Source organism: Occultella kanbiaonis (genome assembly GCF_009708215.1).
In the GTDB taxonomy this organism is placed as follows: Bacteria; Actinomycetota; Actinomycetes; order Actinomycetales; family Beutenbergiaceae; genus Occultella; species Occultella kanbiaonis.
The window spans coordinates 3,388,625-3,413,729 of sequence record NZ_CP046175.1 but is presented as its reverse complement, the minus strand read 5'-3'; the positions used below and the strand labels follow the sequence as shown (position 1 = coordinate 3,413,729).

General features: G+C 71.8%; 17 protein-coding genes. 14 read left to right on the top strand and 3 right to left on the bottom strand.

Translation table 11 applies throughout. The features are described 5' to 3' along the window. Positions 1-25 precede the first annotated feature (25 nt). Entirely contained in the window at positions 26-1,150 is a 1,125-nt protein-coding gene (dnaJ, locus tag GKS42_RS15730; protein ID WP_154794683.1) for a molecular chaperone DnaJ, read from the top strand. 13 nt (positions 1,151-1,163) lie between these two features. Next, on the top strand, positions 1,164-1,934 hold the full coding sequence (locus GKS42_RS15725) for a 16S rRNA (uracil(1498)-N(3))-methyltransferase (protein ID WP_232847691.1): 771 nt from the start codon (positions 1,164-1,166) through the stop codon (positions 1,932-1,934). 158 nt (positions 1,935-2,092) lie between these two features. On the opposite strand, the gene GKS42_RS15720 is transcribed toward GKS42_RS15725, so the two are convergent. Next, positions 2,093-2,530: a DUF2809 domain-containing protein gene (locus GKS42_RS15720; RefSeq protein ID WP_154794681.1), complete on the bottom strand. Its 438-nt coding sequence runs from the start codon at positions 2,528-2,530 to the stop codon at positions 2,093-2,095. 195 nt (positions 2,531-2,725) lie between these two features. Here GKS42_RS15720 and GKS42_RS15715 point away from each other — a divergent pair, with 195 nt between their 5' ends. After that, complete coding sequence (locus tag GKS42_RS15715; protein ID WP_154794680.1) at positions 2,726-4,006, top strand: hypothetical protein; 1,281 nt, start codon at positions 2,726-2,728, stop codon at positions 4,004-4,006. Position 4,007: 1 nt separating this feature from the next. On the opposite strand, the gene GKS42_RS15710 is transcribed toward GKS42_RS15715, so the two are convergent. After that, on the bottom strand, positions 4,008-5,561 hold the full coding sequence (locus GKS42_RS15710) for a phytoene desaturase family protein (RefSeq protein ID WP_154794679.1): 1,554 nt from the start codon (positions 5,559-5,561) through the stop codon (positions 4,008-4,010). Between the two features lie 61 nt (positions 5,562-5,622). Beyond that, a complete protein-coding gene (locus GKS42_RS15705; RefSeq protein WP_154794678.1) occupies positions 5,623-6,432 on the bottom strand; it encodes a GNAT family N-acetyltransferase in 810 nt (269 codons plus the stop codon). 193 nt (positions 6,433-6,625) lie between these two features. Here GKS42_RS15705 and GKS42_RS15700 point away from each other — a divergent pair, with 193 nt between their 5' ends. The 11 genes from GKS42_RS15700 to GKS42_RS15650 all read left to right on the top strand — a co-directional run bounded on the left by GKS42_RS15700 (position 6,626) and on the right by GKS42_RS15650 (position 25,105). After that, positions 6,626-7,687 (top strand): PhoH family protein, encoded by a 1,062-nt coding sequence (locus GKS42_RS15700; RefSeq protein WP_154794677.1) that lies wholly within the window; start codon positions 6,626-6,628, stop codon positions 7,685-7,687. Continuing rightward, positions 7,684-8,136, top strand: coding sequence for an rRNA maturation RNase YbeY (ybeY, locus tag GKS42_RS15695; RefSeq protein ID WP_154794676.1), 453 nt, complete (start codon positions 7,684-7,686; stop codon positions 8,134-8,136). The genes GKS42_RS15700 and ybeY overlap by 4 nt, the downstream gene beginning before the upstream one ends. Beyond that, positions 8,133-9,479, top strand: coding sequence for a hemolysin family protein (locus GKS42_RS15690; RefSeq protein WP_154794675.1), 1,347 nt, complete (start codon positions 8,133-8,135; stop codon positions 9,477-9,479). Before ybeY ends, GKS42_RS15690 begins: the two co-directional genes overlap by 4 nt. Continuing rightward, positions 9,476-10,387 (top strand): GTPase Era, encoded by a 912-nt coding sequence (gene era / locus GKS42_RS15685; RefSeq protein WP_154794674.1) that lies wholly within the window; start codon positions 9,476-9,478, stop codon positions 10,385-10,387. The genes GKS42_RS15690 and era overlap by 4 nt, the downstream gene beginning before the upstream one ends. Positions 10,388-10,460: 73 nt before the next feature. After that, positions 10,461-11,948, top strand: coding sequence for an alpha/beta hydrolase family protein (locus GKS42_RS15680; RefSeq protein WP_232847690.1), 1,488 nt, complete (start codon positions 10,461-10,463; stop codon positions 11,946-11,948). Between the two features lie 136 nt (positions 11,949-12,084). Then, positions 12,085-12,948: a PP2C family protein-serine/threonine phosphatase gene (locus GKS42_RS15675; protein WP_232847689.1), complete on the top strand. Its 864-nt coding sequence runs from the start codon at positions 12,085-12,087 to the stop codon at positions 12,946-12,948. After that, entirely contained in the window at positions 12,945-15,356 is a 2,412-nt protein-coding gene (locus GKS42_RS15670) for an FHA domain-containing protein (RefSeq protein WP_154794672.1), read from the top strand. Before GKS42_RS15675 ends, GKS42_RS15670 begins: the two co-directional genes overlap by 4 nt. Further along, positions 15,357-16,997 carry a serine/threonine-protein kinase gene (locus tag GKS42_RS15665; protein ID WP_154794671.1) on the top strand — a complete coding sequence of 547 codons (1,641 nt, stop codon included), beginning with the start codon at positions 15,357-15,359 and terminating at the stop codon, positions 16,995-16,997. Between the two features lie 31 nt (positions 16,998-17,028). Further along, a complete protein-coding gene (locus GKS42_RS15660) occupies positions 17,029-17,793 on the top strand; it encodes an FHA domain-containing protein (RefSeq protein ID WP_231955696.1) in 765 nt (254 codons plus the stop codon). A gap of 170 nt (positions 17,794-17,963) precedes the next feature. Then, positions 17,964-24,056 (top strand): Ig-like domain-containing protein, encoded by a 6,093-nt coding sequence (locus GKS42_RS15655; RefSeq protein ID WP_154794670.1) that lies wholly within the window; start codon positions 17,964-17,966, stop codon positions 24,054-24,056. Between the two features lie 50 nt (positions 24,057-24,106). Further along, positions 24,107-25,105 carry an AAA family ATPase gene (locus GKS42_RS15650; RefSeq protein ID WP_154794669.1) on the top strand — a complete coding sequence of 333 codons (999 nt, stop codon included), beginning with the start codon at positions 24,107-24,109 and terminating at the stop codon, positions 25,103-25,105.

The following is a 25,105-nucleotide window of genomic DNA, read 5'->3' as shown; positions in this document are numbered from 1 at the left end:
GATCCCCAAGCGACGAAAGTGACCTGTGAGCGACTACTACGAGATCCTCGGCGTGTCCCGCGACGCGAGCACGGAGGAGATCAAGCGCGCGTACCGCAAGCTCGCCCGCCAGCATCACCCCGATGTGGCCGGCGTGGCGAGCGAGGAGAAGTTCAAGAACATCACTGCTGCCCACGACACGCTCTCCAACCCGGAGAAGCGCCGCGCGTATGACATGGGTGGCGGCATGCCCGGGATGGGCGGCGCCGGCGGGGCCGGGTTCGGCGGCTTCTCCGACATCTTCGAGACGTTCTTCCAGGCGGCGGCCGGCGGCACCGGTCAGCGCGGTCCGGCGCCCCGCTCGCGCCGCGGCCAGGACGCCCTGCTGCGGGTGAGCATCGACCTGTCCGAGGCGGCGTTCGGCGTGGCCCGGGACCTCGAGGTGGAGACCGCGGTCGTCTGCACCACCTGCCAGGGCACCTGCTGCCAGCCGGGCACCCACCCGAAGACCTGCGACACCTGCCAGGGCCGCGGCTCCGTGCAGCGGGTGGCGCGTTCCTTCCTCGGCCAGGTGATGACCACGGCCGCCTGCGCCGTCTGCGGGGGTTACGGCACGATCATCACCGACCCGTGCACCGAGTGCTCCGGCGAGGGCCGCGTCCGGACCCGCCGCACCGTGCGCGTGAACATCCCGGCCGGTGTGGACGAGGGCACCCGGATCAAGCTGAGCGGGCAGAGCGAGGTCGGCCCGGCCGGTGGTCCCCCCGGGGACCTGTACGTGGAGATCCGGGAGAAGCCACATCCCGTCTTCACCCGCCGCGGCGATGACATCCACTGCTCCACCGCGCTGCCCATGACGGCGGCCGCGCTGGGCACCATGCTCAACCTGGACACGCTCGACGGCCCGCAGGAGGTGGACATCCGTCCCGGCACCCAGCCGGAGGAGGTCGTCACCCTGCGCGGCCTCGGCGTCGGGCACCTGAACGGCAACGGCCGCGGCGATCTGCACGTGCACGTGGACGTGGAGGTCCCCACGAAGCTCGACGAGGCGCAGGAGCAGTTGCTGCGCCAGCTCGCGACGGCCCGGGGCGAGGAGCGCCCCGAGGCCCGGCTCGCCGCCGCGAACCCGGGCATGCTGCACCGACTGCGCGAGAAGTTCGGCGGCCGCTGAGGTGTCCGCGGCGGTGTTCCTGGCCCCGGCCGGTGAACTCGACGCGCTCACCCCGGGCGCCAGGTACACGCTCGTCGGCCCCGAGGCACGCCACGCCGCCACGGTCCGCCGGCTGCGCGCTGGGGAGGAGATCGACCTGGTCGACGGCCTGGGCGTGCGCGCCCGCGGCACCGTCACCGACCTCCGCGGCGGGTCGGACGCCGCGGTCGTGCTCGACGTGAGCGCCGTGGTCCGCGAGGACGAGCCGGTCCCGGCGATCGTGCTGGTGCAGGCGCTGGCCAAGGGCTCCCGGGACGAGCTCGCCATCGAGGCGGGCACCGAGGTGGGGCTCGACGGCGTGATCCCCTGGCAGTCGGAGCGATCCGTCTCGCAGTGGCGTGGGGACAAGGCGGCCAAGGGCCGCGCACGCTGGCAGCAGATCGTGCTCGCCGCCGCGAAGCAGTCCCGGCGGGCGCGGGTGCCCGTGGTGGTGGAGCTCGTCGTCGGCGCGGCGCTTGTGCGGCGGGTCGAGCAGGCGGTCGCCGACGGCGGCGCGGTGCTCGTCCTGCACGAGGGGGCCACCGTTCCTGTGGCCGGCGCGGCCGTCGGTGCGGATGCGCTCGAGGTGCTCCTCGTGGTGGGCCCGGAGGGCGGCCTCTCGGACGCCGAGATCGCGGCCCTCGAGGGGGCCGGTGCGCAGCCGGTCCGGCTCGGCCCGCACGTGCTGCGCACCTCCACGGCCGGGCCCATCGCGGTCGCGGTCCTGGCGCAGCGGCTCGGTCGCTGGGACGCGGCCGCGGACTGATCCCGCCGCCTCGACCGTGCCTGCTGCGAGAGTGCGGTTCTGCGGGCGATAGGGGCCGATTCGCCGCACGACCGCACCTTTGGCTGAGCCCTGCCTGCTGCGGGTGTGCGTTTCTGCGACGCACGGTGCCGATTCGCCGCACGAACGCACCCTCGGACTCAGTTCGGGAAGCCGGTGCCGCGCAGGTCACGATTCAGAGTCGCCCGCCGTGCACCGGCGAGCAGCAGTCCCGTGAGTCCGCCGGCGACGGCGAGCACGGCCAGGTCCACCGGGTCGAAGTTCGCACCGAGGAGCAGCCGGGCCGCCGGGAACGCTTCGGAGATCGCGCCCGGCAGCGGCGTCAGCTGCGCGACCTCCACCGCGCACACCGCGCCGGTGCCAGCGGCCGCGACGGCCCAGGCCGGGCAGCGTGGCCGCACGAGGGTGACGGCGAGCACGGCGGCGACGGCGTAGGCCGCCGTGCCCGCGACGTCCGCGCCCGGCAGGTGTCGCACGAGCTGCAGGGCGAGCCCCGCGGCGATCACGGCGACGAGCCCCACCGCTACGGCCGCCCGCCGCCGCGGCGCTCGCACGGGGGACTCGGGTGGGTGTTCCATGGGCACGATCGAACCCCAGGTGCCCCGCCCTGGTGCGGCCGCCGGGCGAACTTCACCAGATCCGCCCAGCACCGGACCATCACCCGCGTCGGCCGTGCACCTTCCGGCCCGCTGCCTCGGCGGTGGGACGGACGTGGGCAGAACTCACCTGCCGAGTGTCGGCCGGGTCGGCCCGATTGCGGCATCATCGCTTCGGTGAGCAACCCACCCGTTGTCCTGATCATCGTCCTCGCCGTGCTCGTCGTCGGGGGCGGCATCGGCATCTTCTTCTGGCGCCGCCGGGTGGGCTACATCAAGTCGCTCACCGACCGCGGCTGGGTGTTCGACTCCACGCCGGCGCTCGCGATCGCCGCCGGGCTGACGGTGCCCCCGTTCGGGCTCGGGTTCGACCGGAGCACCGACGAGCACATCTCCGGGGCGCGCGAAGGGGTCCCGTTCCAGGTGTTCGAGTACAAGTGCCGGGTCGGCAGGTTCCGCGTCGCGGCGATGCGCCTGCAACTGCCGCTGCCGGAACTGTTCCTGACCACCGTCGGAGCCCGCCCCGGCACCCAGGCTGCCCAGCAGCCGTCGACCGGACAGTGGCACGTGCTCAGCGACGACGCCGAGTTCGCCCGGGCGGTCCAGGCCGGCGCCGGGGCGGCGGTGACCGCGTTCGCGCAGGCCAACGCCGGCATCGACCTCTCCATCGACGGTGATCAGCTCGTGGTGCTCGGTGCGCCGAAGGAGGCCGCGGAGCTCGACCGGTTCCTCGACGCCATGGTGGCCATCGCACGCTCTCTCGACCCCCGCGCACTCGACGCGTTCCGCCGCCCGGCACCGGAGCAGTGGGTCGGCTTCTACCGGCGGCCGCACTGGCAGTTCCGCGACAGGGACGACCGCTTGATGAACGTCGTCGACGTGACCCGCGGCGGTCAGAACCACCGGATCGTCAACGTGGTGAGCTGCGAGGTCGGCCCGCTGCCGTTCGTCGCCTTCAAGCACCACTGGCAGACCACCCGGACCGTGACCAGCACGGACTCCAACGGCAACACGACCACGCGCACCGAGACCGACAACCACGAGGAATCCATCTTCGACATGAGCCTCGGTGTCCCCACTCCGTACCTGGAGGTGACCGGCAACCGTGCCCTGGGCAAGTGGTTCGGGCGCGGGGACCGGGTGGAGTCCGAACTGGCCGCGTTCAACGAGCGCTTCGACGTGCGCTCGGACGTGCCGAAGTTCGCCTCCGACGTGATCCACCCCCGTCAGATCGAGTACCTCATGCAGGTCCAGCCGGTCCCGTTCTCGATGGGGGGCGGGCGGATCCGCGTAGCGGTCCCGCAACACGACCTGGCCGTGATCGACCAGACCGTCGCGTTCATGTACGGGTTCCTCTCGCGGATCCCCGAGTTCGTCTGGCAGGACCTCGGCGCGGCCGTGCCCGACTTCGACGGAGACGGGCGCCCCGGCCCGACGACCTACTCCAGCGCCACCTGAGTCAGAGCAGCTCGAGCAGCGCGTGCGCAGCGTTGTGCCCGCCGATCCCGCTGACCGCGCCGCCCCGCACGGCGCCGCTGCCCGCGATCAGGACCCTCGTGTGGTCCGTCGCCACGCCCCACCGGTGCGCCGGCGAGCCCGGCTCGCCCGCTCGGCCCGGTTCGAGCCAGGGCCAGCTCAGATCCCCGTGGAAGATGTTCCCGCCGGGCATGCCCAGTTCCGCCTCGATCTGCCCGGGGCCACGGAGCTCCACGCACTCACGGCCGGCGGAGTCGCGCAGCAGCAGCGGCTCCAGGGGTTCGGCAAGGTGCGGGGTGATGCTGCCGAGGAACCGGCGCCAGGCTCGTTCGCGCAGCTCCTCGTCCGCGAGTCCCTCCTCGAGCTGATGCAGCCCGAAGTAGGTGAGCGTGTGCGCGCCGGATGCGGCCAGCTCGGCACCGAGGATCGAGGGGTCGGTCAGGGTGTGGCAGTAGATCTCGCCCGGGCACGGGGTGCCGTCATCGCCGACGGCGGCGCGTGCGTCCGCGGCCATCGCCGCGTGGGCGGACTCCAGCTCGGTCATCGACTCGGCCAGGTGCAGCGTGCCGGCGAAGGCGACCTCCGGGTCGATGCCCGACCGCAGCCGCGGCAGCCGGGAGAGCACCAGGTTGATCTTCACCTGCGCCCCCTGCGGGCGCGGTCCGGGCTCGTCGCCGAGCAGACCGGCGAGCGTGTACGGGGCGACCCCGCCGAGCACCCAGTCCACCTCGAGAACCCCCGCGTCCGACGTCACCCGGGCTCCGCCGTCGTCGGCCTCGACGGACCGGACCGACGCCCCGGTGACGATCGTTGCCCCGGCGGCCCGTGCGACGCGCTCCAGCTCGCCGGTGACGGCGCCCATGCCGCCCACCGGCACCCGCCACTCACCGCCGATCACGTGATAGAGCCAGCACCGGTTCTGCGGCAGCGAGGGCGAGTGCAGCGAGGCGAACGTCCCGATCAGCGCGTCGGTCGCGACCACGCCGCGGACCAGATCGTCGGTGAACCGTCGCTCCAGGGTTGACCCGATCGGCGCCTGGGTCAGGTCCGACCACCACTGCGGCCCGATCGACGCCCGGACGTGGTCCGCCGTCGGCAGCGGTTGCAGGAGCGTCGGCGCCAGCGCCGCGGCCAGATCGTCGGCGCCGGCGTAGAACGCCCGCCATGCGTCGTACTCGGCGTCGGAGCCTGTCCGGGCCCGGAACGAGGCGGCGGTGGCCACGCCGGGGTGCGTCTCGACGAGCAGTCCACCGGAGCCGTCCGCGGTCGCGTACGGGGTGTACGACGCCGTCGGGCGCGACCGCAGGTCGAGGTCCAGTCCGAGGTCACCTGCCAGGGCCGGCGGCAGCAGGCTGACCAGGTAGGAGAACCGGGACAGCCGGGCGTCCACGCCCGGGAACGGGCGGGCACTGACCGCGGCCCCGCCGACGTGGTCGCTGCGCTCGAGGATGGTGACCTCGACACCCTCGCGGGCCAGGTATGCGGCCGCCACCAGGGCGTTGTGGCCGCCGCCGACGATCGCCACCCGGGTTGCCATGACGGCAGCCTAGTGCGGCGCCGGACGGCACGGATCCGAAGCGAGCGACGGCTGTTCCGGGCTACTCGGGCCGGCCGTTCCTGCGCCACTCGTACGGCGTCGTCGTGGACACCTTCACGAGGCCGGCCCGTTCCAGGATCGGCCGCGAGAACTCCGTGGAGTCGCTGTGGGCCAGCCGCTTGCCGCGGCTGAGCGCCGAGCGCGCCCGTGCGGCCGTGAGGGCTCGGTAGATCCCACGGCCCCGCCACCGGGGCCGGGTCGCGCCACCCCAGATACCCGCGAACTCGGTGTCCGCCACGGGCTCGAGCCGTCCGGCGCTGACGATCACGCCGTCGACCTCGGCCACCCAGAGCTCCATGCCGTCGTCGAGGGCGAGGCGGCGCAGAATGGCGACGGCGTTCTTGTCCGACGGCGGGTCGCCGAAGACCTCGTTCTGCATGGCGCACATGGCGCGGACGTCCGCCTCGGCGCTCACCCGGCGCAGCGTGACCCCGGCCGGAAGCGGCACGTCGGCGACCAGGTCGCGCAGTTCGCCGAGCATGATCGACTCCGGGTCGCCGGGAACGAACCCGTGCCCGACCAGCGCCTCGTGCAGTCCGGGCGCGTGGTCGTGGCCCCGGGTCTTCCACTCGACCCGGGTGATCGCCGGATCCGCCCGGTAGTGGTCGAGGACCTCGCCGACGACGTCACCGATCGCAGCGGGGCCGATGCCGTCGAGGTCGCGGTAGGACACGAAGCCCCGACCGCCGACGAAGGTGGCAAGTCGCAGTGGGCCGCGCCGCTCGACCGTGACCGCACTGGGGGTCTCGGCCTCGGTGCGCAGCTGGTCGTCGTAGGCGGTGAGGAGTTCGGTGGGTGTCACCCTGGACATCCTGCCGTGGCACGGGGTCGGCTGGCGACGTGAATACCGGATCGCCCGAGGTGAGCCCCATCGGCAGGGGAACCGGCCTCGCGCGGGTCCCGTTCTCCACGTCCGTGGCCGACCCGGCCCGGCTAGGATCGGGATCGACGTGTGCGCGCCGCGCACCGCGACCGGAAGGAAGCACGGGCTCCGAGCCCCGCTCATGGATCAGACCAGCGCAGCAGAACCCTCCGAAGCCGCCGACGGCCCGGGCGCGGCCGGAGCGCAGGGAGCAGGGGCCCAGGTCCAGCACCAGATCACGATCCCCGACTCGATCCCCATGGTGGCGCTGCTCGGTCAACGCGACGAGGTGCTGCGTGCGATCGAGTCCGGCTTCCCGACCGTGGACGTGCACGTGCGCGGCAACCTGGTGACCCTCACCGGAAGGCCCGGCGAGGTGGCGCTCGCGGAGCGACTCGTGGACGAGCTCAGCGAGATCGCCGCGTCCGCGCAGCCGCTGTCCGCGGACGCCGTCGAGCGTGCCATCGCGATCCTGACCGCGTCCACGAACGCGCGGCCCGCCCAGGTGCTCACGATGAACATCCTGTCCAACCGGGGCAAGACCATCCGGCCCAAGACGGTGGGGCAGAAGGAGTACGTCGAGGCGATCGACCGGAACACTGTGGTGTTCGGGATCGGGCCTGCCGGTACCGGGAAGACCTACCTGGCGATGGCCAAGGCGGTGCAGGCCCTGCAGTCCAAGCAGGTGAACCGGATCGTGCTGACCCGGCCGGCCGTGGAGGCCGGGGAGCGGCTCGGGTTCCTGCCCGGCACCCTGAACGACAAGATCGACCCGTACGTGCGCCCGCTCTACGACGCACTGCACGACATGGTCGATCCGGAGTCGATCCCGCGGCTGCTGGCTGCCGGCACCATCGAGGTGGCCCCGCTGGCGTACATGCGGGGAAGGACGCTCAACGACGCGTTCATCATCCTCGACGAGGCCCAGAACACCTCCGCCGAGCAGATGAAGATGTTCCTGACCCGCCTCGGTTTCGGCTCCAAGGTGGTGGTCACCGGTGACGTCACGCAGATCGACCTGCCCGGCGGCACCCGGTCCGGCCTGAAGGTGGTGCAGGAGATCCTCGACGAGATCGACGACGTGGTCTTCTGCGAGCTCACCAGCGCGGACGTGGTGCGCCACCGCCTCGTCGCGGAGATCGTCGACGCGTACTCGCGGTTCGAGACCCGCTCGCCCGCGCCGCGGGAGGGGTGGAGCCGATGAGCACGGAGGTCACCAACGAGTCCGGGTACGACCTGGACGAGGCGGAGTTCGCGGCGCTGTCCCGGTTCGTCATCGACGAGATGCACGTGCACCCGCAGGCGGAGCTCGAGATCCGGTTCGTGCCGACCGACGTCATGGCCGAGCTGCACGTGCGCTGGATGGAGGAGGAGGGCCCCACCGACGTGCTCTCGTTCCCGATGGACGAACTGCGCCCCGGGACCGACACGGAGCTCAGCGAGGAGGGCATGCTCGGTTCGATCGTGGTGTGCCCGGACGTCGCCGTCGAGCAGGCCCGCGTCGCTGGGCACTCGGCCGAGGAGGAGATGCTCCTGCTCACCACCCACGGCATCCTGCACCTGCTCGGGTACGACCACGCCGAGCCCGAGGAGGAGAAGGAGATGTTCGACCTGCAGCGCCGGCTGCTGCTGACGTTCCTGGCGCGCAGGTGAGCGACGCGGGGCCGTTGCCGCTCCTGATCCTGCTGACGCTGGCCGGCATCGGCCTCGCAGCGCTGCTGTCCGCCGGGGAGGCCGCCGCCGGGCGGATCACCCGCGCGGCCGCGCACGAGGCCGAGCAGTCCGGCGCCCGCGGCGCTGCCCGGGTGGTCCGGATCGCCGAGAACCACGGCGGCGTGATCCGGGCGGCGACCTTCACCCGGGTGCTCGCCGAGATGACGGCGGCCGTGTGCCTGACCCTGATCCTCGCCGGAGTGCTGCGCCAGTGGTGGCTGGTGCTGCTGTGCTCCGTGGTGGCCTCCGCGGTGCTCATGGTGATCGTGGTGGGGATCAGCCCGCGCACCATCGGCAGGCGCGACCCGGTCCGGGTCCTGGCCTGGGTGGGTCCGCTGCTGCTCGGCCTGGAGACCATCTACGCCCCGCTGGTGCGGCTGACCGACTCGCTCAGTACGCGAGCCGGACGAACCACGCTGGAGGAACGCGAGGCCGACGAGGACGATCTGCGTGACATGGTCGACCGGGTCAGCGAGAGCCACCAGATCGACGACGACGAACGCGAGATGCTGCACTCGGTGTTCGAGCTCGGCCGCACCATGGTCCGGGAGGTCATGGTGCCACGCACCGACATGGTCACGGTCGCCTCCGGTACCCCGCTGCAGAAGGCCATCACGCTGTTCGTGCGGTCCGGATACTCCCGGGTGCCCGTGGTGGGGGAGTCCGTCGACGACCTGCTCGGCGTGCTCTACCTCAAGGACGCGCTGCGGTACCTCACGAAGAAGCCCGAACGGGCGACGGCGCCCGTCGACCGGATCATGCGCGAGGCCGTCTTCGTGCCCGAGACGAAGCCCGTGGACGACCTCCTCGACGAGATGCGGGACGCCGTCGTCCATATTGCGATCGTGTTCGACGAGTACGGCGGCATCGCCGGCCTGATCACGATCGAGGACATCCTCGAGGAACTCGTCGGCGAGCTCGTGGACGAGCACGACGCCAGCGAGATGGAGGTCGTGGACGAGGGGAACGGGGTGTTCGTGGTGCCCGCGCGGCTGCCTCTGGACGAGCTCGGTGACCTGTTCGACCTCGATGTGACCGATGATGAGGTGGACACCGTCGGTGGTCTGCTCGCCAAGGCACTCGGCAAGGTCCCGATCGCAGGTGCCCGCGCGGTGACCCACGGCGTCCAGATCCGGGCGCTGGACGCCACCGGCCGGCGCAAGCAGATCACCACCCTCCGGGTCCGAGCCGCGGAACCCGACCCCTCCGAACCCTCAGCCACCGACGTACCCGGCCGCAACGGCCGGACCCACCAGCTTCCAGACGAAGGACACCGACCATGACCGCCACCCCCGAGTACCGAGCGGGCTTCGTCTGCATCGTCGGCCGTCCCAACGCCGGCAAGTCCACGCTCACCAACGCCCTCGTCGGCCAGAAGGTGGCGATCACCTCCGGCCGCCCGCAGACCACCCGGCACACCGTCCGTGGCATCGTGCACCGTCCCGACGGTCAGCTCGTCCTCGTCGACACCCCCGGGCTGCACCGGCCCCGCACCCTGCTCGGCGAACGCCTCAACGAACTGGTCATCGGCACCCTCGCCGAGGTGGACGTGATCGCGTTCTGCATGCCGGCCGATCAGGAGGTCGGCCCGGGGGACCGGTTCATCGCCCGGCAGCTCGCCGAGGCCCGGACCCCGGTGGTCGCCATCGCGACGAAGGCGGACAAGGTCGCCCCGGAGCGGCTCGCCCAGCACCTGCTGGACATCTCCGAGCTCGGCGAGTGGGCCGACATCGTCCCGGTCTCGGCCACGAAGGACTACCAGCTGGACGTGCTCGTCCAGGTGCTGCTCGGTCACCTGCCCGAGTCCCCGCCGCTCTACCCGGACGGCGAACTGACCGACGAGCCCGACGCCGTGATGGTCGCCGAACTGGTGCGCGAGGCCGCCCTGGAGGGGGTCCGGGACGAGCTGCCGCACTCGCTGGCGGTGGTGGTCGAGGAGATCGTGGAGCGGGACACCCCGCACCGGGACGGTCGGCGCATGCTCGACGTCCGCGTCGAGCTGTACGTGGAGCGCGACTCCCAGAAGGCCATCGTGATCGGGGCGAAGGGCGCGCGGTTGCGGGACGTCGGCACGAAGGCACGCCGGGGCATCGAGGCACTGCTCGGCGCGGCCGTGTACCTGGATCTTCACGTCCGGGTCGCCAAGGACTGGCAGCGGGACCCGAAGTACCTGCACCGGCTCGGCTTCTGAGCGGCACTCGAACGGCACGGCTGGGGCGCGCGTGGGCGACGGGGCAGTCGGTGGGACGAACTACCCTGGTTCGGTGATCTACCGGAAACTGGCTGCCGTCCTCGGGCTGGTCCTCATCTTCGGTCTGATCGGATCCCTCTCCGGGCCGGGCTGGAGCCCCCAGCCGATGACCGAGGTCGTGGTGCCGGAGACGGCGGACGTGGCCATCGGCTCGGATGCCGTCACGGACCCGGTCGGCACGTACGAGACCGCCCAGGAGACGATCGAGGTCGAGCTCGACGGCGCACAGGTGCTCGCCACGATCACCTACCCGGTGGGCGCGCCGGACGGGCGTCCCGGCATGCTGTTCATGCACGGCGCGGGCACCGCCACCAACCTGAACTTCGCCGATCAGGCCGAGGCCCTCGCGAGCGCCGGGGTGTACGCGATGGTCCCCGAGAAGCGGATGGACACCTACACCACCACCGACCGGGACTATGTCCAGATGGCCCAGGACTACCTGGTCTCGTGGCGCATCCTGACCGAGTGGCCGGGCGTGGACCCGGCGGCCGTCGGCCTCTACGGCGAGAGCGAGGGCGCCTGGATCGCGCCGGTCGCCGCCGCGCAGGAACCGGACGTGGCGTTCGTCGTGTTCGTCTCGGCGCCGGTGGTGCCGCCCCGGGAGCAGTTCGCGTTCGCCGCAGACTCCTACCTGCGCTCGGTCGGGGTGCCGGCCGCGCTGCTGCGCGCCATCCCGCGCGGCCTCGGTGCGAACATGCCCGGCGGTGGCTTCGAGTACGCCGACTTCGACGCGAGCCCGTACCAGCAGCAGATGGAGCAGCCGGTGCTGCTCATGTACGGCACCGCGGACTCCTCGATGCCGACGGTGCAGGGCCCGCTGCAGCTCATCGACGACATCGCCCAGACCGGGAACACCCAATACACGCTGCGCTACTTCGAGGGCGCGAACCACGGCATCCGGATCGACGACGCGCTCGCGCCCGGCTTCAACGACGCCCTGGCCCGGTGGACGCTCGGGCTGCCGGACACGGCGACGGCGGAACCCCGGATCGCCGGTGCCCAACCGGTCCAGCTGTTCCGCGCCGCGCCGGTCAGTCACCCGCGCTGGTACGCCGACGGCGACATGCTGGTCTGGTCCATCGCCGGCGCCTTCGCGCTGCTGCTGATCGGCCCCGTGGCCTGGGTGGGCAGCCGCCTGGTGCGCCGGCCGAGCCGCCGCCTGCCGCCGCCGCTGGCCCGGTACAGCGCGGCCACCGCGCTGGCCGCGACCGCGGTACTGGTGGTGTTCGCCGCCTACATCGTGCAGGTGGCGAACCTGGCGCTGAACTACCGCACCGACGACCTGGCCGTCCAGGGCGGCTGGGTGCTGTTGCAGGCGGTCGGGATCTTCGCCGTCGCCGTCGGGGTCCGCTCGGTCTCGGCGGGCATCAACGCGCACCGCACGCTCGGTGCGGACGTGACCGGCGCCGTCGGGCGGATCACCTGGTGGGGGGTGCACGTGGGCGCAGGAGTGCTGTTGCTGATCGCGGCGTACTGGGGCGTATTCCCGAGCGTGCTGTGACGGCGCCGGACCGCCGCGACGGGCCGATCTCGGCGGCCCGGGCGGGTGGCTGAACGGCCGTAGGTGTGACGGGCCCCGGTGGGCTGCATAGGATCATGCTCAGATTTCCCTCCCAGGACGGATCGAGGAGTTGCGGGTGCAAGCTGTATGGGGCGTGGCCACCGATGCCGGTGGACGTCGCAAGGCGAACGAGGATTCCGTGCTGGCGACGCCGTCGGTGTTCCTCGTCGCCGACGGCATGGGCGGGCACGTGCACGGCGCCATGGCCTCGGGGGCGGTGGTGGCGGAGTTCTCCCGCTACGCCGATACCGTCCGGCCGGACGTCGAGGTGCAGCCCACGGACATCCAGGCCGTGGTGCGCGCCGCCCAGCAGCGGATCCGGTCCTCCCTTGCCGACGTCCAGGACTCCGTCGGTGATCATCCGGTCACCGCCGGGAGCACCGCCGCGGGCGTCATCCTCACCCGGCACGAGGACTCCCCGTACTGGCTGGTCTTCAACGTCGGCGACTCCCGGGTGTACCGGTTCGCCGAAGGGGCGCTGACCCGGATCAGCGTGGACCATTCCGTGGTCCAGGAACTGGTGGACTCCGGCGCCATCACCGACGAGCAGGCCCGCAGCCACCCGCAGCGGAACGTGATCACACGGGCCGTCGGCAGCGGGATCGACGTGGAGCCCGACTTCTGGATGCTCTACGCGGGCGCCACCGAGCGGCTCCTGCTCTGCTCCGACGGCCTCATCAACGAGCTCACCGAGGACCGGATCGCCGGCGTGCTCGGCGCGGGCCTCGGCCCGCAGGACGCGGCGTCGGCACTGCTCGCGGAGGCCATCGCCGACGGCGCCCGGGACAACGTCTCGGTGATCGTCATCGATCTCATGCCCGATCACGAGGCACTGGCGACCACGGCGCCACGCGAGGGTGTCGGTGAGCCAGGCGGCGCCGAGGACACCGTGCCCCGCGAGCAGGGCGCGGGCGCGGACCGGAACTGGTGGTGGGCGTGAGCCTCGAGTACGTGCCGGGGGAGTGGACCGGTCTCGCCACCGGGACCGGCGTGGTGCTCCTGGCCCCGACGGTGCCGCCGGCGACGGTGCGTGCGGTCTGGGAGGCGCTCGCGGCCGGACGGCCGATCACGCACTGGTTGGAGATCATCGCCGGTGGCGGGATCTCGTCGCTTCCCGCGTTCGGGCTCGTCGAACGCACGCCCGACGGCGTCCGGGTGCTTCTGCGCGGCGACGTGGTCGTCGACGTGGATGGCACCGAGGTGGCCGCCCGTGGCATGAGTACGTGGCGCGAGGTGCTGGTCGATGCGGCCACGGACATCGTGGTGCGCACCCCTGGCACGAGCGGCGCGAGCGGCACCAGCAGCACGGGCGGCCCGGTGGGCTCGGTCGGCGAGTCCTGGCCCTTGCTCGGCGGCGTGGTGCGGGCCGCACGGATCCGCGTTGACCTCGCCGACGCGGCGCCGGTTGCGGCTGTCGTGGCGGTCGCCGGGGCGGGCGCTTCCGCGGAAGCGCCCGTGGCAGTCATCGAGGAGTCCGCGCCTCCGGTGGCTGCGCCCGTGGCAGCGGGGACGGCGCCAGCGCTGCCCACCGACCTGCCCACGGTGGTGGCTGACGTCGAACTGTCCCCGCCCGCGGCTGAGACCTTTGACAAGCCGGTGGCCGACGTTCCGGAACACCGTGATGACGAGTCGGTGTCCCTGGCCGAGCCGGTCGACGTCTTCGAGGAGGCCGGCTTCGGCCCGGCGGCCGACGGGGCCGACGACGGCGTGGACGAGCACGTGGACGTGGAGCCCGATCGTGACGCCGCCTCCGCTGTATCGGCGGAGCCGCATGCTGAGGGCGAGACCGCTTCCGCGGAAGCGCCTGAAGCGGGACCCGAGGCCGAAGACGCTTCCGCGGAAGCGCTCGAAACAGGACTCGGGGCCGAAGGCGCTTCCGCGGAAGAGCGGGAGTCGGCGTTCGGTGTGGACGTTTCCGCCGGAGCGCTGGAGCCGCCGGCCGAGGCCGAGGACGAGGACGCTTCCGCGGAAGCGCTCGAAAGAGGACTCGGGGCCGAAGGCGCTTCCGCGGAAGAGCGGGAGTCGGCGTTCGGTGTGGACGTTTCCGCCGGAGCGCTGGAGCCGCCGGCCGAAGCCGAGGCCGAGGACGCTTCCGCGGAAGCGCCGGTGCCCGCGTTCGGCGTGGCTGCCTCGGCGGAGGAACCGGTGCCGGGGTCCGGCGTCCGTAAGCATGCCGCGGGTGAACCGAACGAAGCTGCTCCCGACGACGACGCCGCCGACGACGCAGGCGCTTCCGCGGAAGCGCCATCGCTCTCCGACGGTGACGCCGACGACCAGGCTCATCACGAGACCTACGTCGGTCCGCTGCCTGACATCGCTCCTGGCGGCGCCGTCGAGCCCGAGCTGCCTGAAGGGGGCGAGCCCGGGGACGTGCAGGAGCCTCCGGACGAGCCGGCCGCCTCCGAGGCACCGGAGTCCGGGACCGTCATCCCCACGACGTCCGGGAGGTACGACCCGGCCGAGGATCCAGGGGTCGACGCTGCGCACGCCGATTCCGACGCCCGCGGTGTCGACGCCGAGGCCGATGCCGCCGACGCCAGCGGGGCCGACGCCGACGCCGATGCCGCCGACGCCAACAGGGCCGACGCCTACGCGGCCGGCGACCAGGGCGAGGGCGAGTCCCCGGTCCCGCCGCGCCCGCCCGAGGGCACCTCGACCGCCGAGTACGAGCAGGTCGGCCCGGTCAGCAGCGGCCTGATCGACTCCCTCCCGTGGAACATGCCGAACGCACGCGCGGCGGACGCGCGGCCCGCGGCGCCCAGCCCGGTGCCGGCCTTCGACCCGCCGACCCTGCACACGTCCGTCCCACCGGCGGCCGGCGGTGGCGACGCGGAGATCGAGGGCGATCACGACGGCGAGACGATCCTCGTCTCCCACCTGCGCTCCGCCTACGCGCAGGACGCCGCCGACGCCGTACCCAACCAGCCGCCGTCGGCCACGATCGTTCCCGGCGTCGCCGACGACGCCCTGTACGACGAGCCCGGCCCGGTGATCATGCTTGCCGTCTCCAGCGGCCCCCGGGTGCCGCTGGACCGCGTCGTGCTGATCGGCCGCGCGCCCGAGTCGTCCCGGTTCGCGGGCGCCCTGATGCCGCGCCTGGTCACCGTGCCGAGCCCGCAGCAGGACATCTCCCGCACGCACGTCGAGGTCCGCCTCGAGGGTGACCACGTGGTGGTCACGGACCTGCGTTCCACGAACGGCACGATGGTCGCCGTGCCCGGCAACGACCCGCGCCGCCTCCACCCGGGCGAGGGGGTTCCGGTCCCGGTGGGCTCCCTGATCGACCTCGGCGACGGCATCACCATCGGTGTGGAGAGCTCCGGGCCGCCGCACGGGCAGGGCCACTAGGTGGCGGGCCGCCGGCCGCCGTCGCCACCCCCCGAGATCGCCGGCTACACCCACGAACGCCTGCTCGGCTCGGGTGGCTTCGCCGACGTCTTCCTCTACACCCAGCAGCTGCCGCGCCGGTCCGTCGCGGTGAAGGTGATGCTCTCGCACGCCACCAGCCCGCAGGCACGCGAGCAATTCGTGGCCGAGGCGAACGTGATGGCGCAACTGTCCACGCACCCGTCGATCGTGACGATCTACCACGCCGACACCGCCTCGGATGCGCGCCCGTTCCTGGTGATGGAGTACTGCCCGCGCCCGAACCTGTCCGTGCGGTACCGCACCGAGCGGATCGGGGTCGCCGAGGCGCTGCGGATCGGGGTCCGGCTCGCCGGTGCGATCGAGACCGCGCACCGCGCCGGGATCCTGCACCGGGACATCAAGCCCGCGAACGTCCTCACCACCGACTACGGCTGGCCCGCCCTCACCGACTTCGGCATCTCCGTCGCCACGGACGCGGTCGAGGAGACGGACACCATCGGCCTGTCGATCCCGTGGGCGGCGCCCGAGTTCTTCTCCGAGGGGGCCGAGCGCGGCCCCGCGGGCGACATCTACTCGCTCACCGCCACCATCTACACCCTGCTCGCCGGGCGGTCGCCGTTCGAGCGTGAGGGCGGTCCCAACGGTGCCCTGGACCTGATCACCCGGATCGAGCGGGACCCGGTGCCGGCGATCGGCCGCGACGACGTGCCGGAGTCCCTCGGCCAGGTGCTCGCGCGCGGGATGGCCAAGTCCGCTCGGGACCGGTTCGCCACCGCGGCGGACCTCGCCCGGGCGATCCAGCGCGTCGAGCAGGAACTGCGCCTGTCGCAGACCACGCTGGACGTGCCGGACACGTCCTGGATCCACGTCCCGGACAACGTCGGCGAGGACCTGCGCACCCGGGCCCGCTCGGTCGTCACGGTGAACCCGCAGGCCCCGGCCACCACCGGCGACCCGCTCGCGGGGGAGCGCACCGTGTTGCGTCCGCAAGTGGTGCCGCAGACCCCGCCCGACGGCGGAACGAGCCGCCCGCAGGCTCCGCACCAGGGCGCGGGGCCCGGTGGGTACGCCCTGCCGGGCGCGGGCCAGGCGGCTGGGCCCGGTCAGCCCGGAACCGGGCCGCAGCAGTCCGCGCGAAGCGACGGCGCCCCGGCTACCCCGGGCGGACCGGGCGCCGCGAACCCACCCAGCACCCGCCGTCGTTGGCCGGTCTGGGCGGCGGTGGGCGGCGTCATCGCCATCGTGGCCACAGGCGTCATCATCGGCGCGCTCAACGCCCCGGATGCGCCGGAGCCGACCCCCACGGTGACGCAGACCCCGTCTTCGGACGAACCGAGCGCCGCGGCTCACCCGCCGGCGCCGGCGGACGTGGAGGGGACCCGCGAAGCGGATGGGACCGTCACGTTCAGCTGGGCACCCGTCGAGGACGACGCGGAGATCACCTACGCCTGGATGTTCACCCGTGGCGGCCCCGCGGACGACGGCGGTGAGACACGTGACACGTTCGGCGCGACGTCGGTGAGCGTGCCCGGAACCGCGGACTATGTTTGTATCAGTGTGATCTCGATATACACCGAGACCCGAACCGTTTCGAACGAGAGTGTTGAGGGATGCGCGTAGTGCGGCGCAACGATGGGGGCCCCAGATGAGCATGCAGGTCGAATTCTGCGGCGAATGGTTCGGCGTCGAGGAGGATGACACCTTCCAGATCGGCCGCGAGGGCAACCTCGAGATCGACGACAACCCGTACCTGCACCGCCGGTTCCTGACGATCTCCCACCACGACGACCTGTGGTGGCTGGAGAACGTCGGCAGCCGGCTCTCGGCGACCGTGTCCGACTCCGACGGCAACATGCAGGCCTGGCTCGCGCCAGGTGCGCGCCTGCCGCTGGTGTTCGCGCACACGACGGTGCTGTTCACGGCCGGACCGACCACCTACGAGCTCGGCATCGTCGGCGACTCGCCCACGTTCGAGTCCTCCACGCCCGAGCGGACGCAGGTCGGCGAGACCACGATCGGGCCGGTCACGCTCACCGAGTCGCAGAAGCTCCTCATCATCGCGCTCGCCGAACCGGTGCTGCGCGGACGCGGCTCGACGGCGTCCATCCCCACCTCCGCGCAGGCGGCAGCCCGGCTCGGCTGGGTCATCACCCGGTTCAACCGCAAGCTCGACAACGTCTGCGAGAAACTGTCCAGGCACGGCGTGCGCGGGCTGCGCGGCGGGCAGCAGCAGCTGGCCGTGAACCGCCGGGCCCGGCTCGTCGAGCACGCCGTCGCGTCCCGGATCGTGGTGGCCGCGGACCTGGACCTCCTCGAGGCGAACGCCGAGGCGCACGCCGCCGAGCAGGCCGAGAAGGCGGAACAGGCCGAGAAGGAGAAGGCCGCGAGCGCGGCCAGCGCCACGAGCGCCACCTGAGCCTTCGCGACCGCCGGGACGGGTCGATGCGGGACCGGTTCGACCCGGTGTGACCGAGATCGCGTCCGATGGGGAGTCCCACCCCTGGGCGCACTCAGCAGCGGCAGGTACCCTATGCCCCGGAGACTCGGCCAGTCTCCGACGAATCCGGTACCTGTGGGGGGACAACCTTGAGACTGACGTCACGTCTGGCGCGCAACAAGCGCCAGATCGCGAGCGCCACCGTGATCTCCCTCGTGGTGGGCACCGTCGTCGCACTCAGCCTCAACTACGAGGGTGTCGCCACGGCCGACGTCGAGCTCAACGACGGCGGGGTCTGGGTCTCGAACAACAACAGCATCCTCGTCGGCCGGCTGAACTACCCGATCGAGGCGATCGACGCGAGCCTCGCGGCACCGGGTTCCAACATCGACGTGCTGCAGCGCGAGGACGTCGTGTTCCTGCGCGACCTGAACTCGAACACCCTGCAGCGGGTGTCGACCGCGAACGTGGCGGTCGGCGGTGGCGTGGTCCAGCTGCCGTCCGGCTCGACCATCGGCCTTGGTGACGACACGCTCGGCGTGCTCATCGAGGAGACCGGGGAGTACCGGGTCCTCGGCCTGGACCAGCTCGGGGTGCTCGAGGAGTCGACCGAGGATCCGACCGCCGTGCTCGGTGAGGGCGCCGTGCAGGCCGTGGCCGACGACGGCACCGCGTTCGGCCTGGACGTCCTCGACGGCACCCTGCACACGTTCACGCCGCAGGGCCGGGCCGCCGGTGACGAACCCGAGGTCGCCGAGATCGACCCCGAACTCCTCAGCGGCGCGGACGTGCAGATGACCGCGGTCGGCACCGACCCGGTGATCCTCGCCTACGCCGAGGACGACGACAGCCTGACCCTCCTGCAGCCCGGACGGGACGCCGTCGACCTGTCCGGCCTGGACATCGACGCGGCCTCCGCGACGCTGCAGAGCGTCAGCCCGAGCGGGGACTCGGTGGCCCTGGCCACCTCGAACGCACTCGTGCGGGTTCCGTTGCGCGGCGGCGACCCCGTGGTGCTGCCGGTCGAGACCCCGGGAGAGCCCGCCGCGCCGATGCAGATCGCCGGCTGCACGCACGGCGCCTGGGCCGGAGGCGCGGGCACCTACCTGCGCACCTGTGGCGACGCGGCACCCGTCGAACTCCCCATCGAGGGTGCGACGGGCGGCGAGCTGAAGTTCCGCACCAACCGCGGCCACGTGGTCCTCAACGAGCTCAGCACCGGCAACTCCTGGATGATCGAGGACGCCCTCATCCTCGTGGACAACTGGGAGGACGTCACCCCTCCGCAGGACCAGGAGGAGGAAGAGGAGGAGTCCCAGGACCTCGAGCAGCAGGAGGTGCCACTGGACCGGGAGGCCGAGAACCGGCCGCCGTCGGCCGAGCCGGACTCGTTCGGGGTGCGCGCCGGCGCGACGGTCGTGCTGCCGGTCCTGGAGAACGACTCCGACCCCGACGGTGACCTGCTGATCGCGGCGGCGTTCGACGCCGTCCCGGAGACGTTCGGCACCGTCGAGGCGATCCTCGGTGGGCGGGCCCTGCAGATCCGGGTGGCCGACGATGCCAGCGGCTCCGCGAGCTTCCAGTACACGGCCGACGACGGCCGCACCGGAGGGACCGACACCGCCACGGTCGAGCTGACCGTGCAGCCGAACTCGGTGAACAGCGCGCCCGAGCAGCAGAAGGAGATCACGGCCAGGGTGGCCGCCGGTCAGAGCGTCACCGTGAACGTCATGAACGACGTGCGCGATCCCGAGGGCGACTCGATGTTCGTCGAGGGCACGCGGGAGGCCGCCGGACTCGTGGTGCTGGCCAACCCGAACGGTTCGGTCACGATCACCGATCCGGGTCTGGCCACCGGGATCAAGCAGGTCGTCGTGCTGGTCAGCGATGGCCGGGACACCGCCGAGGTGACCATCGACGTCGAGGTGCTTCCGGACGCGCCGGCGCCACCGCAGGCGGTCTTCGACTTCGCCACGGCGTTCGTCGGCGAGACCATCACGGTCAAGCCGCTGGTGAACGACCTCGACCCGAACAACCGGCCGCTGCGGATGTCGAACGTGACCGCGGACAACGGCGGCCCCGTCATCGTCCCGGACATGGACGGCGGGACGTTCACGTTCACCGCGGAGGCAGCGGGGGACTACTACCTGACCTACATCCTCGCCGACGACGACGGCCAACAGTCCACCGGCCTGATCCGTGTGAAGGTGCGGGCACCGGAGGAGACACCGCCGATCGCGGTGGCGGACACCGCCCTGCTGCCGCCACTGGGTTCCGTGCTCGTGGACGTCCTGCAGAACGACTCCGACCCCAACGGCGGGGTGCTCGCCGTCCAGCAGATCGACGTCCCGAACATCCCGGGCCTGCAGGTCGCCGTGCTCGAGCACCGGATCCTGCGGGTCACCGCGACCCGGACCGTGAGCGCGCCGTTCACCATCGGCTACACGGTCTCGAACGGTCTCGCGAGCTCGCCCGGCCAGGTGCAGGTGCTCCCGATGACGGGTACCGACGTCTCCCAGCCGCCGGTGGCCGAGGAGGACGTCGCCCGGGTCCGCGCCGGGGACCACGTGACCATCCCGGTGCTGGCCAACGACACCCACCCGAACGGACTCACCTTCGAACTCGTCCCCGAGCTCGAGGAGGCCCCGGCCGAGGGCCAGGGCCTGATGTTCGTGGCCGGTGACGTGGTCCGGTTCCAGGCCCCCGCCGAGGCCGGCACCGTGACCGCCGTCTACACGATCGTGGACGAGGCCGGCCGGGTCGGCTCGGCCCGGATCACCATCTACGTGCAGGCACGTTCCGACGACGCGAACGGCCCGCCGGTGCCCGAGCCGGTGGAGACCCGGGCGTTCTCCGGGGAGCGGATCCGGATCCCGATCAACACCTACGGGATCGACCCGGACGGCGACTCCGTGCAGCTGCTCGGCGTCAACGAGGGACCCCAGCTGGGCCGGATCGTGGCGACCGGACCGACCTACCTCGACTATCAGCCGTACACGGACTCCGCCGGCACGGACACCTTCAGCTACACGGTCCGGGACCGGCTCGGCCTCGTCGCGACCGCGCCGATCACGGTCGGGGTGATCCCGCCGCCGGACTCCAACCGGGACCCGGTGGCCGTGCCGGACGAGATCACGGTGCGACCCGGGCGTGCGATCCAGGCCGACCCGCTCGCCAACGACACCGACCCCGACGGCGACCAGCTGTACTTCGACGACCCCGCGTTCGCCGACATGGGCGGGCTCGAACTGTCCCTCGTGGACGGCCGTGTCGCGTTCGACTCACCCACGGAGCCCGGAACCTACATCGTCACCTACAACGTGACCGACCGGCACGGCGGTGCCGACACCGGCGCGCTCACCGTGATCGTCGACCCCGACCACGCCCCGCAGCCCCCGGTGGCGGTCGACGACGTGGTCCCGCCCAGCGCGATCCTCGGCGAGACCGTCGTGGACGTGATCGTGCTGGAGAACGACACCGACCCGGACGGGTCCGTCGAGGGCCTGGACGTCTCGGTCCCGGCCGGCAACGACTCCGCCCAGGCCGTCGGGAACAACGTCCGGATCCAGCTCGCGGACAACCGTCAGGTGGTCACCTACCAGGTGACCGACGAGGACGGACTGAGCTCCTACGCGTTCATCGACGTACCCGGGCTGCTCGACACCGGCCCGGTGCTGCGGCCGGACGCGCCGCCGATCGAGGTGCTGGCCGGCGAGCGCATCGACCTGCCGCTCGAGGACTACGTGGTCGCGCTCAGTGGTGACCCGGTGCAGCTCGCGGACACCACCAACGCGCGGGCCACGAACTCCGACGGGTCCAACCCGGTCGTGGACGCGACCACCCTGCAGTACACGTCGGACCCGAACTACGTGGGCGCCGCGTCCCTGACCTTCGAGGTCACCGACGCCGCGGACATCAACGCCGACGGCATCCTGACCTCGGTGCTCACCCTGGACATCACCGTCACCTCCGACGAGAACAAGCCGCCGCGGATGCGGGCCGGCTCCCTGTCCGCCGAGGTCGGCGGCGAGGAGGTCTCGCTGGACCTGTCCCGGCTGGCGGAGGACCCCGACGGCGACTCCGGGCTCCTCGAGTACACGATCGTCGATCAGGTCGACGGGTTCGACGCCGAGATCACCGACGACGTGATCCTCACCGTGAGCGCCCACGACGACACCGCCAAGGGCGCGGTCGTCGACCTGATCATCAGCGTCACCGACGGCGAGAGTGAGCCGGTGACCGGCACCGTCACCCTGACGGCGACCGGGAGCACCCGCGAGCTGATCGTCGCCAACGACGACGACGCCGGGCAGATCCACCAGGGCGAAGCCACCGGCGTGGACGTCCTGGCGAACGACTCCAACCCGTTCCCGGATCAGGAGCGCACCATCCAGAGCGCGCAGGTCATCCAGGGCAACGGGACGGCTACGGTCTCGGGCAACCAGGTGATCATCACGCCGGCCCCCGAGTACAACGGGCGGCTGCTCGCCAGCTACACCGTGGTGGACGTGACGGGCGACCCCGACCGGGTCGTCGAGGCTCAGATCAGCGCCGCGGTGCTCGGCCGGCCGGACCCGCCGTACGTCCCCCTGGTGGAGTCCGAGGGCAACCGTGAGGTGGTGCTGTCCTGGACCGCACCGAACGACAACGGTGCGCCGATCACCGGCTACACCGTCTCCGGTGGCGGGGTGAGCCAGACCTGCGCGACCACCACCTGCACCATCGGTGGCCTGACGAACGGCAACGTGTACTCGTTCACCGTGGTGGCGACGAACGAGGTGGGGGACTCCGACGAGAGCGCCGCCTCGCGGGAGGCCATCCCCGACGTGAAGCCGGAGCAGCCGGCACCGCCGGCCCTTGTGTACGGCGACGGCGAGCTCGTCGTGAACTGGACCCCGCCGGTCAACGAGGGCACCCCGATCACCAGCTACGACGTGCAGATCTCCCCGGCCACGGGTGGCACCAGCCAGCAGTCCGTGACCGGCACCTCGATGACCTGGACCGGGCTGACGAACGGCCAGACCTACACGTTCCGGGTGCGTGCCATCAACGACGCACCCGATCCCGGCGACTACTCCGGCTGGTCCCAGGGCGAGTACCCCTCCGGCCCGCCGCTGCAGGCGGCAGCGCCTCAGGCGAACCGGGTCGACGACCCCGACGGGCGCCGACTGACCGTGAGCTGGACGCCGCCGAACAACAACGGTGACGCGATCAGCGCGTACTACCTGACCGTGATCCAGGACGGGAACCCCGGCGCCCCGATCAGCCTGTCCGGTTCCGTCACCTCCCGCGAGGTGCAGGTGGACAACGGCCATGACTACACGTTCACCGTGGTCGCGGAGAACCGGTCCGGCCAGTCACCCGCGTCCGCGCCGTCGAACCGGGTGACCTCCTTCGGGCAGCCCGGTCAGGTCACCGGCGTCAGCGCGGCGCCCACGGGTCAGGATCAGCGGGCCACCGTGAGCCATGGGGTGCCGGCGGACAACGGGCAGGCGATCGGCCGGTACGAGTACAGCCTCTCGGGTGGCGGTGCTCAATCACTGCCGGGCGGCGGCGTCATCACCGTGCCGGCCGACGGCACGTCGTACACGGTGCGGGTGCGCGCCTGCAACGCCTACTGCGGTCCGTGGAGCGCGGCGTCGGGATCGTTCTCGACGTACGGGCCGCCGAGTGCCAGCGGCGTGGACATCACCTCGTCCGCGAACGGGCAACGGGTCAACTTCTCCTGGACGGCACCCGCCTCCGATAACGGCGCACAGATCACCGCGACTCGGTGGCGGTGGGGAACGTCGGGTGCCTGGACCACCGTGAGCGGCCGCACCGGTTCCGCCACCAGGACGGGCAACTGGGAGCAGGAACACATCCTGCAGGTTGAGGTCCAGAACGAACACCAGCAGTGGAGCACGAACACGGCCCAGAAGACCCAACGGGCCGGTGCGGACCCGACGCCGCCGGTGTCGATCAACGTCGTGCATGGCAATCCGATCACCTGTGAACAAGGTGGCGGCAGCTGCTACGAGATCCGCATCAATTACCAGAACCTGCCCTCCGACAACTATGCGATCTCGTTCTACTCCAGCGGTGCTTCCGGGTGCTCCATCGATCGCAACTACGCGGGGCGGTCACTGAGCGGCACCGGCAACGTGGTGCCGGGTGCGCATTACGGGCAGGGTTGTGGTGGGCAGATCCACTGGACCCTGAACGGGAACAGCCACGACTACAACGGCACGAGCAACTGGTAGCTGGGTCAGGCCCGACCCCGCTCCGACCAACCGATCACTCAGAAGGACCCATGACCGCAACTGATACCCGCGCCGCCCTGACCGCCGAACAGGCGGGGTGGTTCGCGGAGACCTTCGAACGGCTGGTCGGCAACGTCTCCCAGGCGGTGCTCGGCAAGCCGCACGTGGTGCGCCTGGCGTTCACGTGCCTGCTCAGCGGTGGGCACCTGCTGCTGGAGGACTACCCGGGCACCGGCAAGACGTCCCTGGCCCGCGCCCTCGCGGCGACCGTGCAGGCCTCGCACAGCCGGATCCAGTTCACCCCGGACCTGCTGCCCTCCGACGTCACCGGCGTGACGATCTTCGACCAGGAGTCCCACCAGTTCCAGTTCCACAAGGGGCCGATCTTCGCCTCCGTGGTCCTCGCGGACGAGATCAACCGGGCCTCCCCGAAGACGCAGTCCGCGCTCCTGGAGGTCATGGAGGAGGGCCGGGTCACGGTCGACGGCATCCCGCACGAGGTGGGCCGCCCGTTCATTGTCCTGGCCACCCAGAACCCGATCGAGCAGGCCGGTACCTACCGGCTGCCCGAGGCCCAGCTGGACCGCTTCCTGATGCGCTCCTCGATCGGCTACCCGGACTCCGACGCCACGATCGCGATCCTGGCCGGGAGCGCGATCCGGGACCGTTCGGCCACCCTGAGCCCGGTGATCACCGGTTCGGCCGTGGTGGACATGTCCGACCTCGCCGCGTCCGTGTACGTCGACCCGGCCGTGCTCTCCTACGTCACGCAGATCGCCGAGGCCACCCGCCGCGCCCCGGAGATCGCGCTCGGGGTGTCCGTTCGTGGGGCGCTCTCCCTGGTCCGCGCCGCCAAGACCTGGGCCGCCTCGCAGGGCCGGCACTACGTGATCCCGGACGACGTCAAGACCCTCGCGGAGCCCGTGCTCGCGCACCGGCTCGTTCTGGACGCCGAGGCCGAGTTCGAGGGTGCCCAGGCCGGGACCTCGCTGACCCGCATCCTCGCCGAGGTGGCACCGCCGGCGCAGCGGGCATCGGTGACCTCCTGA

Coding starts and splice junctions, on each gene's coding strand:
- GKS42_RS15705 (WP_154794678.1), bottom strand. CDS start 6,432: ATGTCCAGGGTGACACCCACCGAACTCCTCACCGCCTACGACGACCAG.
- GKS42_RS15710 (WP_154794679.1), bottom strand. CDS start 5,561: ATGGCAACCCGGGTGGCGATCGTCGGCGGCGGCCACAACGCCCTGGTG.
- ybeY (WP_154794676.1), top strand. CDS start 7,684: ATGAGCACGGAGGTCACCAACGAGTCCGGGTACGACCTGGACGAGGCG.
- era (WP_154794674.1), top strand. CDS start 9,476: ATGACCGCCACCCCCGAGTACCGAGCGGGCTTCGTCTGCATCGTCGGC.
- GKS42_RS15700 (WP_154794677.1), top strand. CDS start 6,626: ATGGATCAGACCAGCGCAGCAGAACCCTCCGAAGCCGCCGACGGCCCG.
- GKS42_RS15650 (WP_154794669.1), top strand. CDS start 24,107: ATGACCGCAACTGATACCCGCGCCGCCCTGACCGCCGAACAGGCGGGG.
- GKS42_RS15660 (WP_231955696.1), top strand. CDS start 17,029: ATGCAGGTCGAATTCTGCGGCGAATGGTTCGGCGTCGAGGAGGATGAC.
- GKS42_RS15720 (WP_154794681.1), bottom strand. CDS start 2,530: ATGGAACACCCACCCGAGTCCCCCGTGCGAGCGCCGCGGCGGCGGGCG.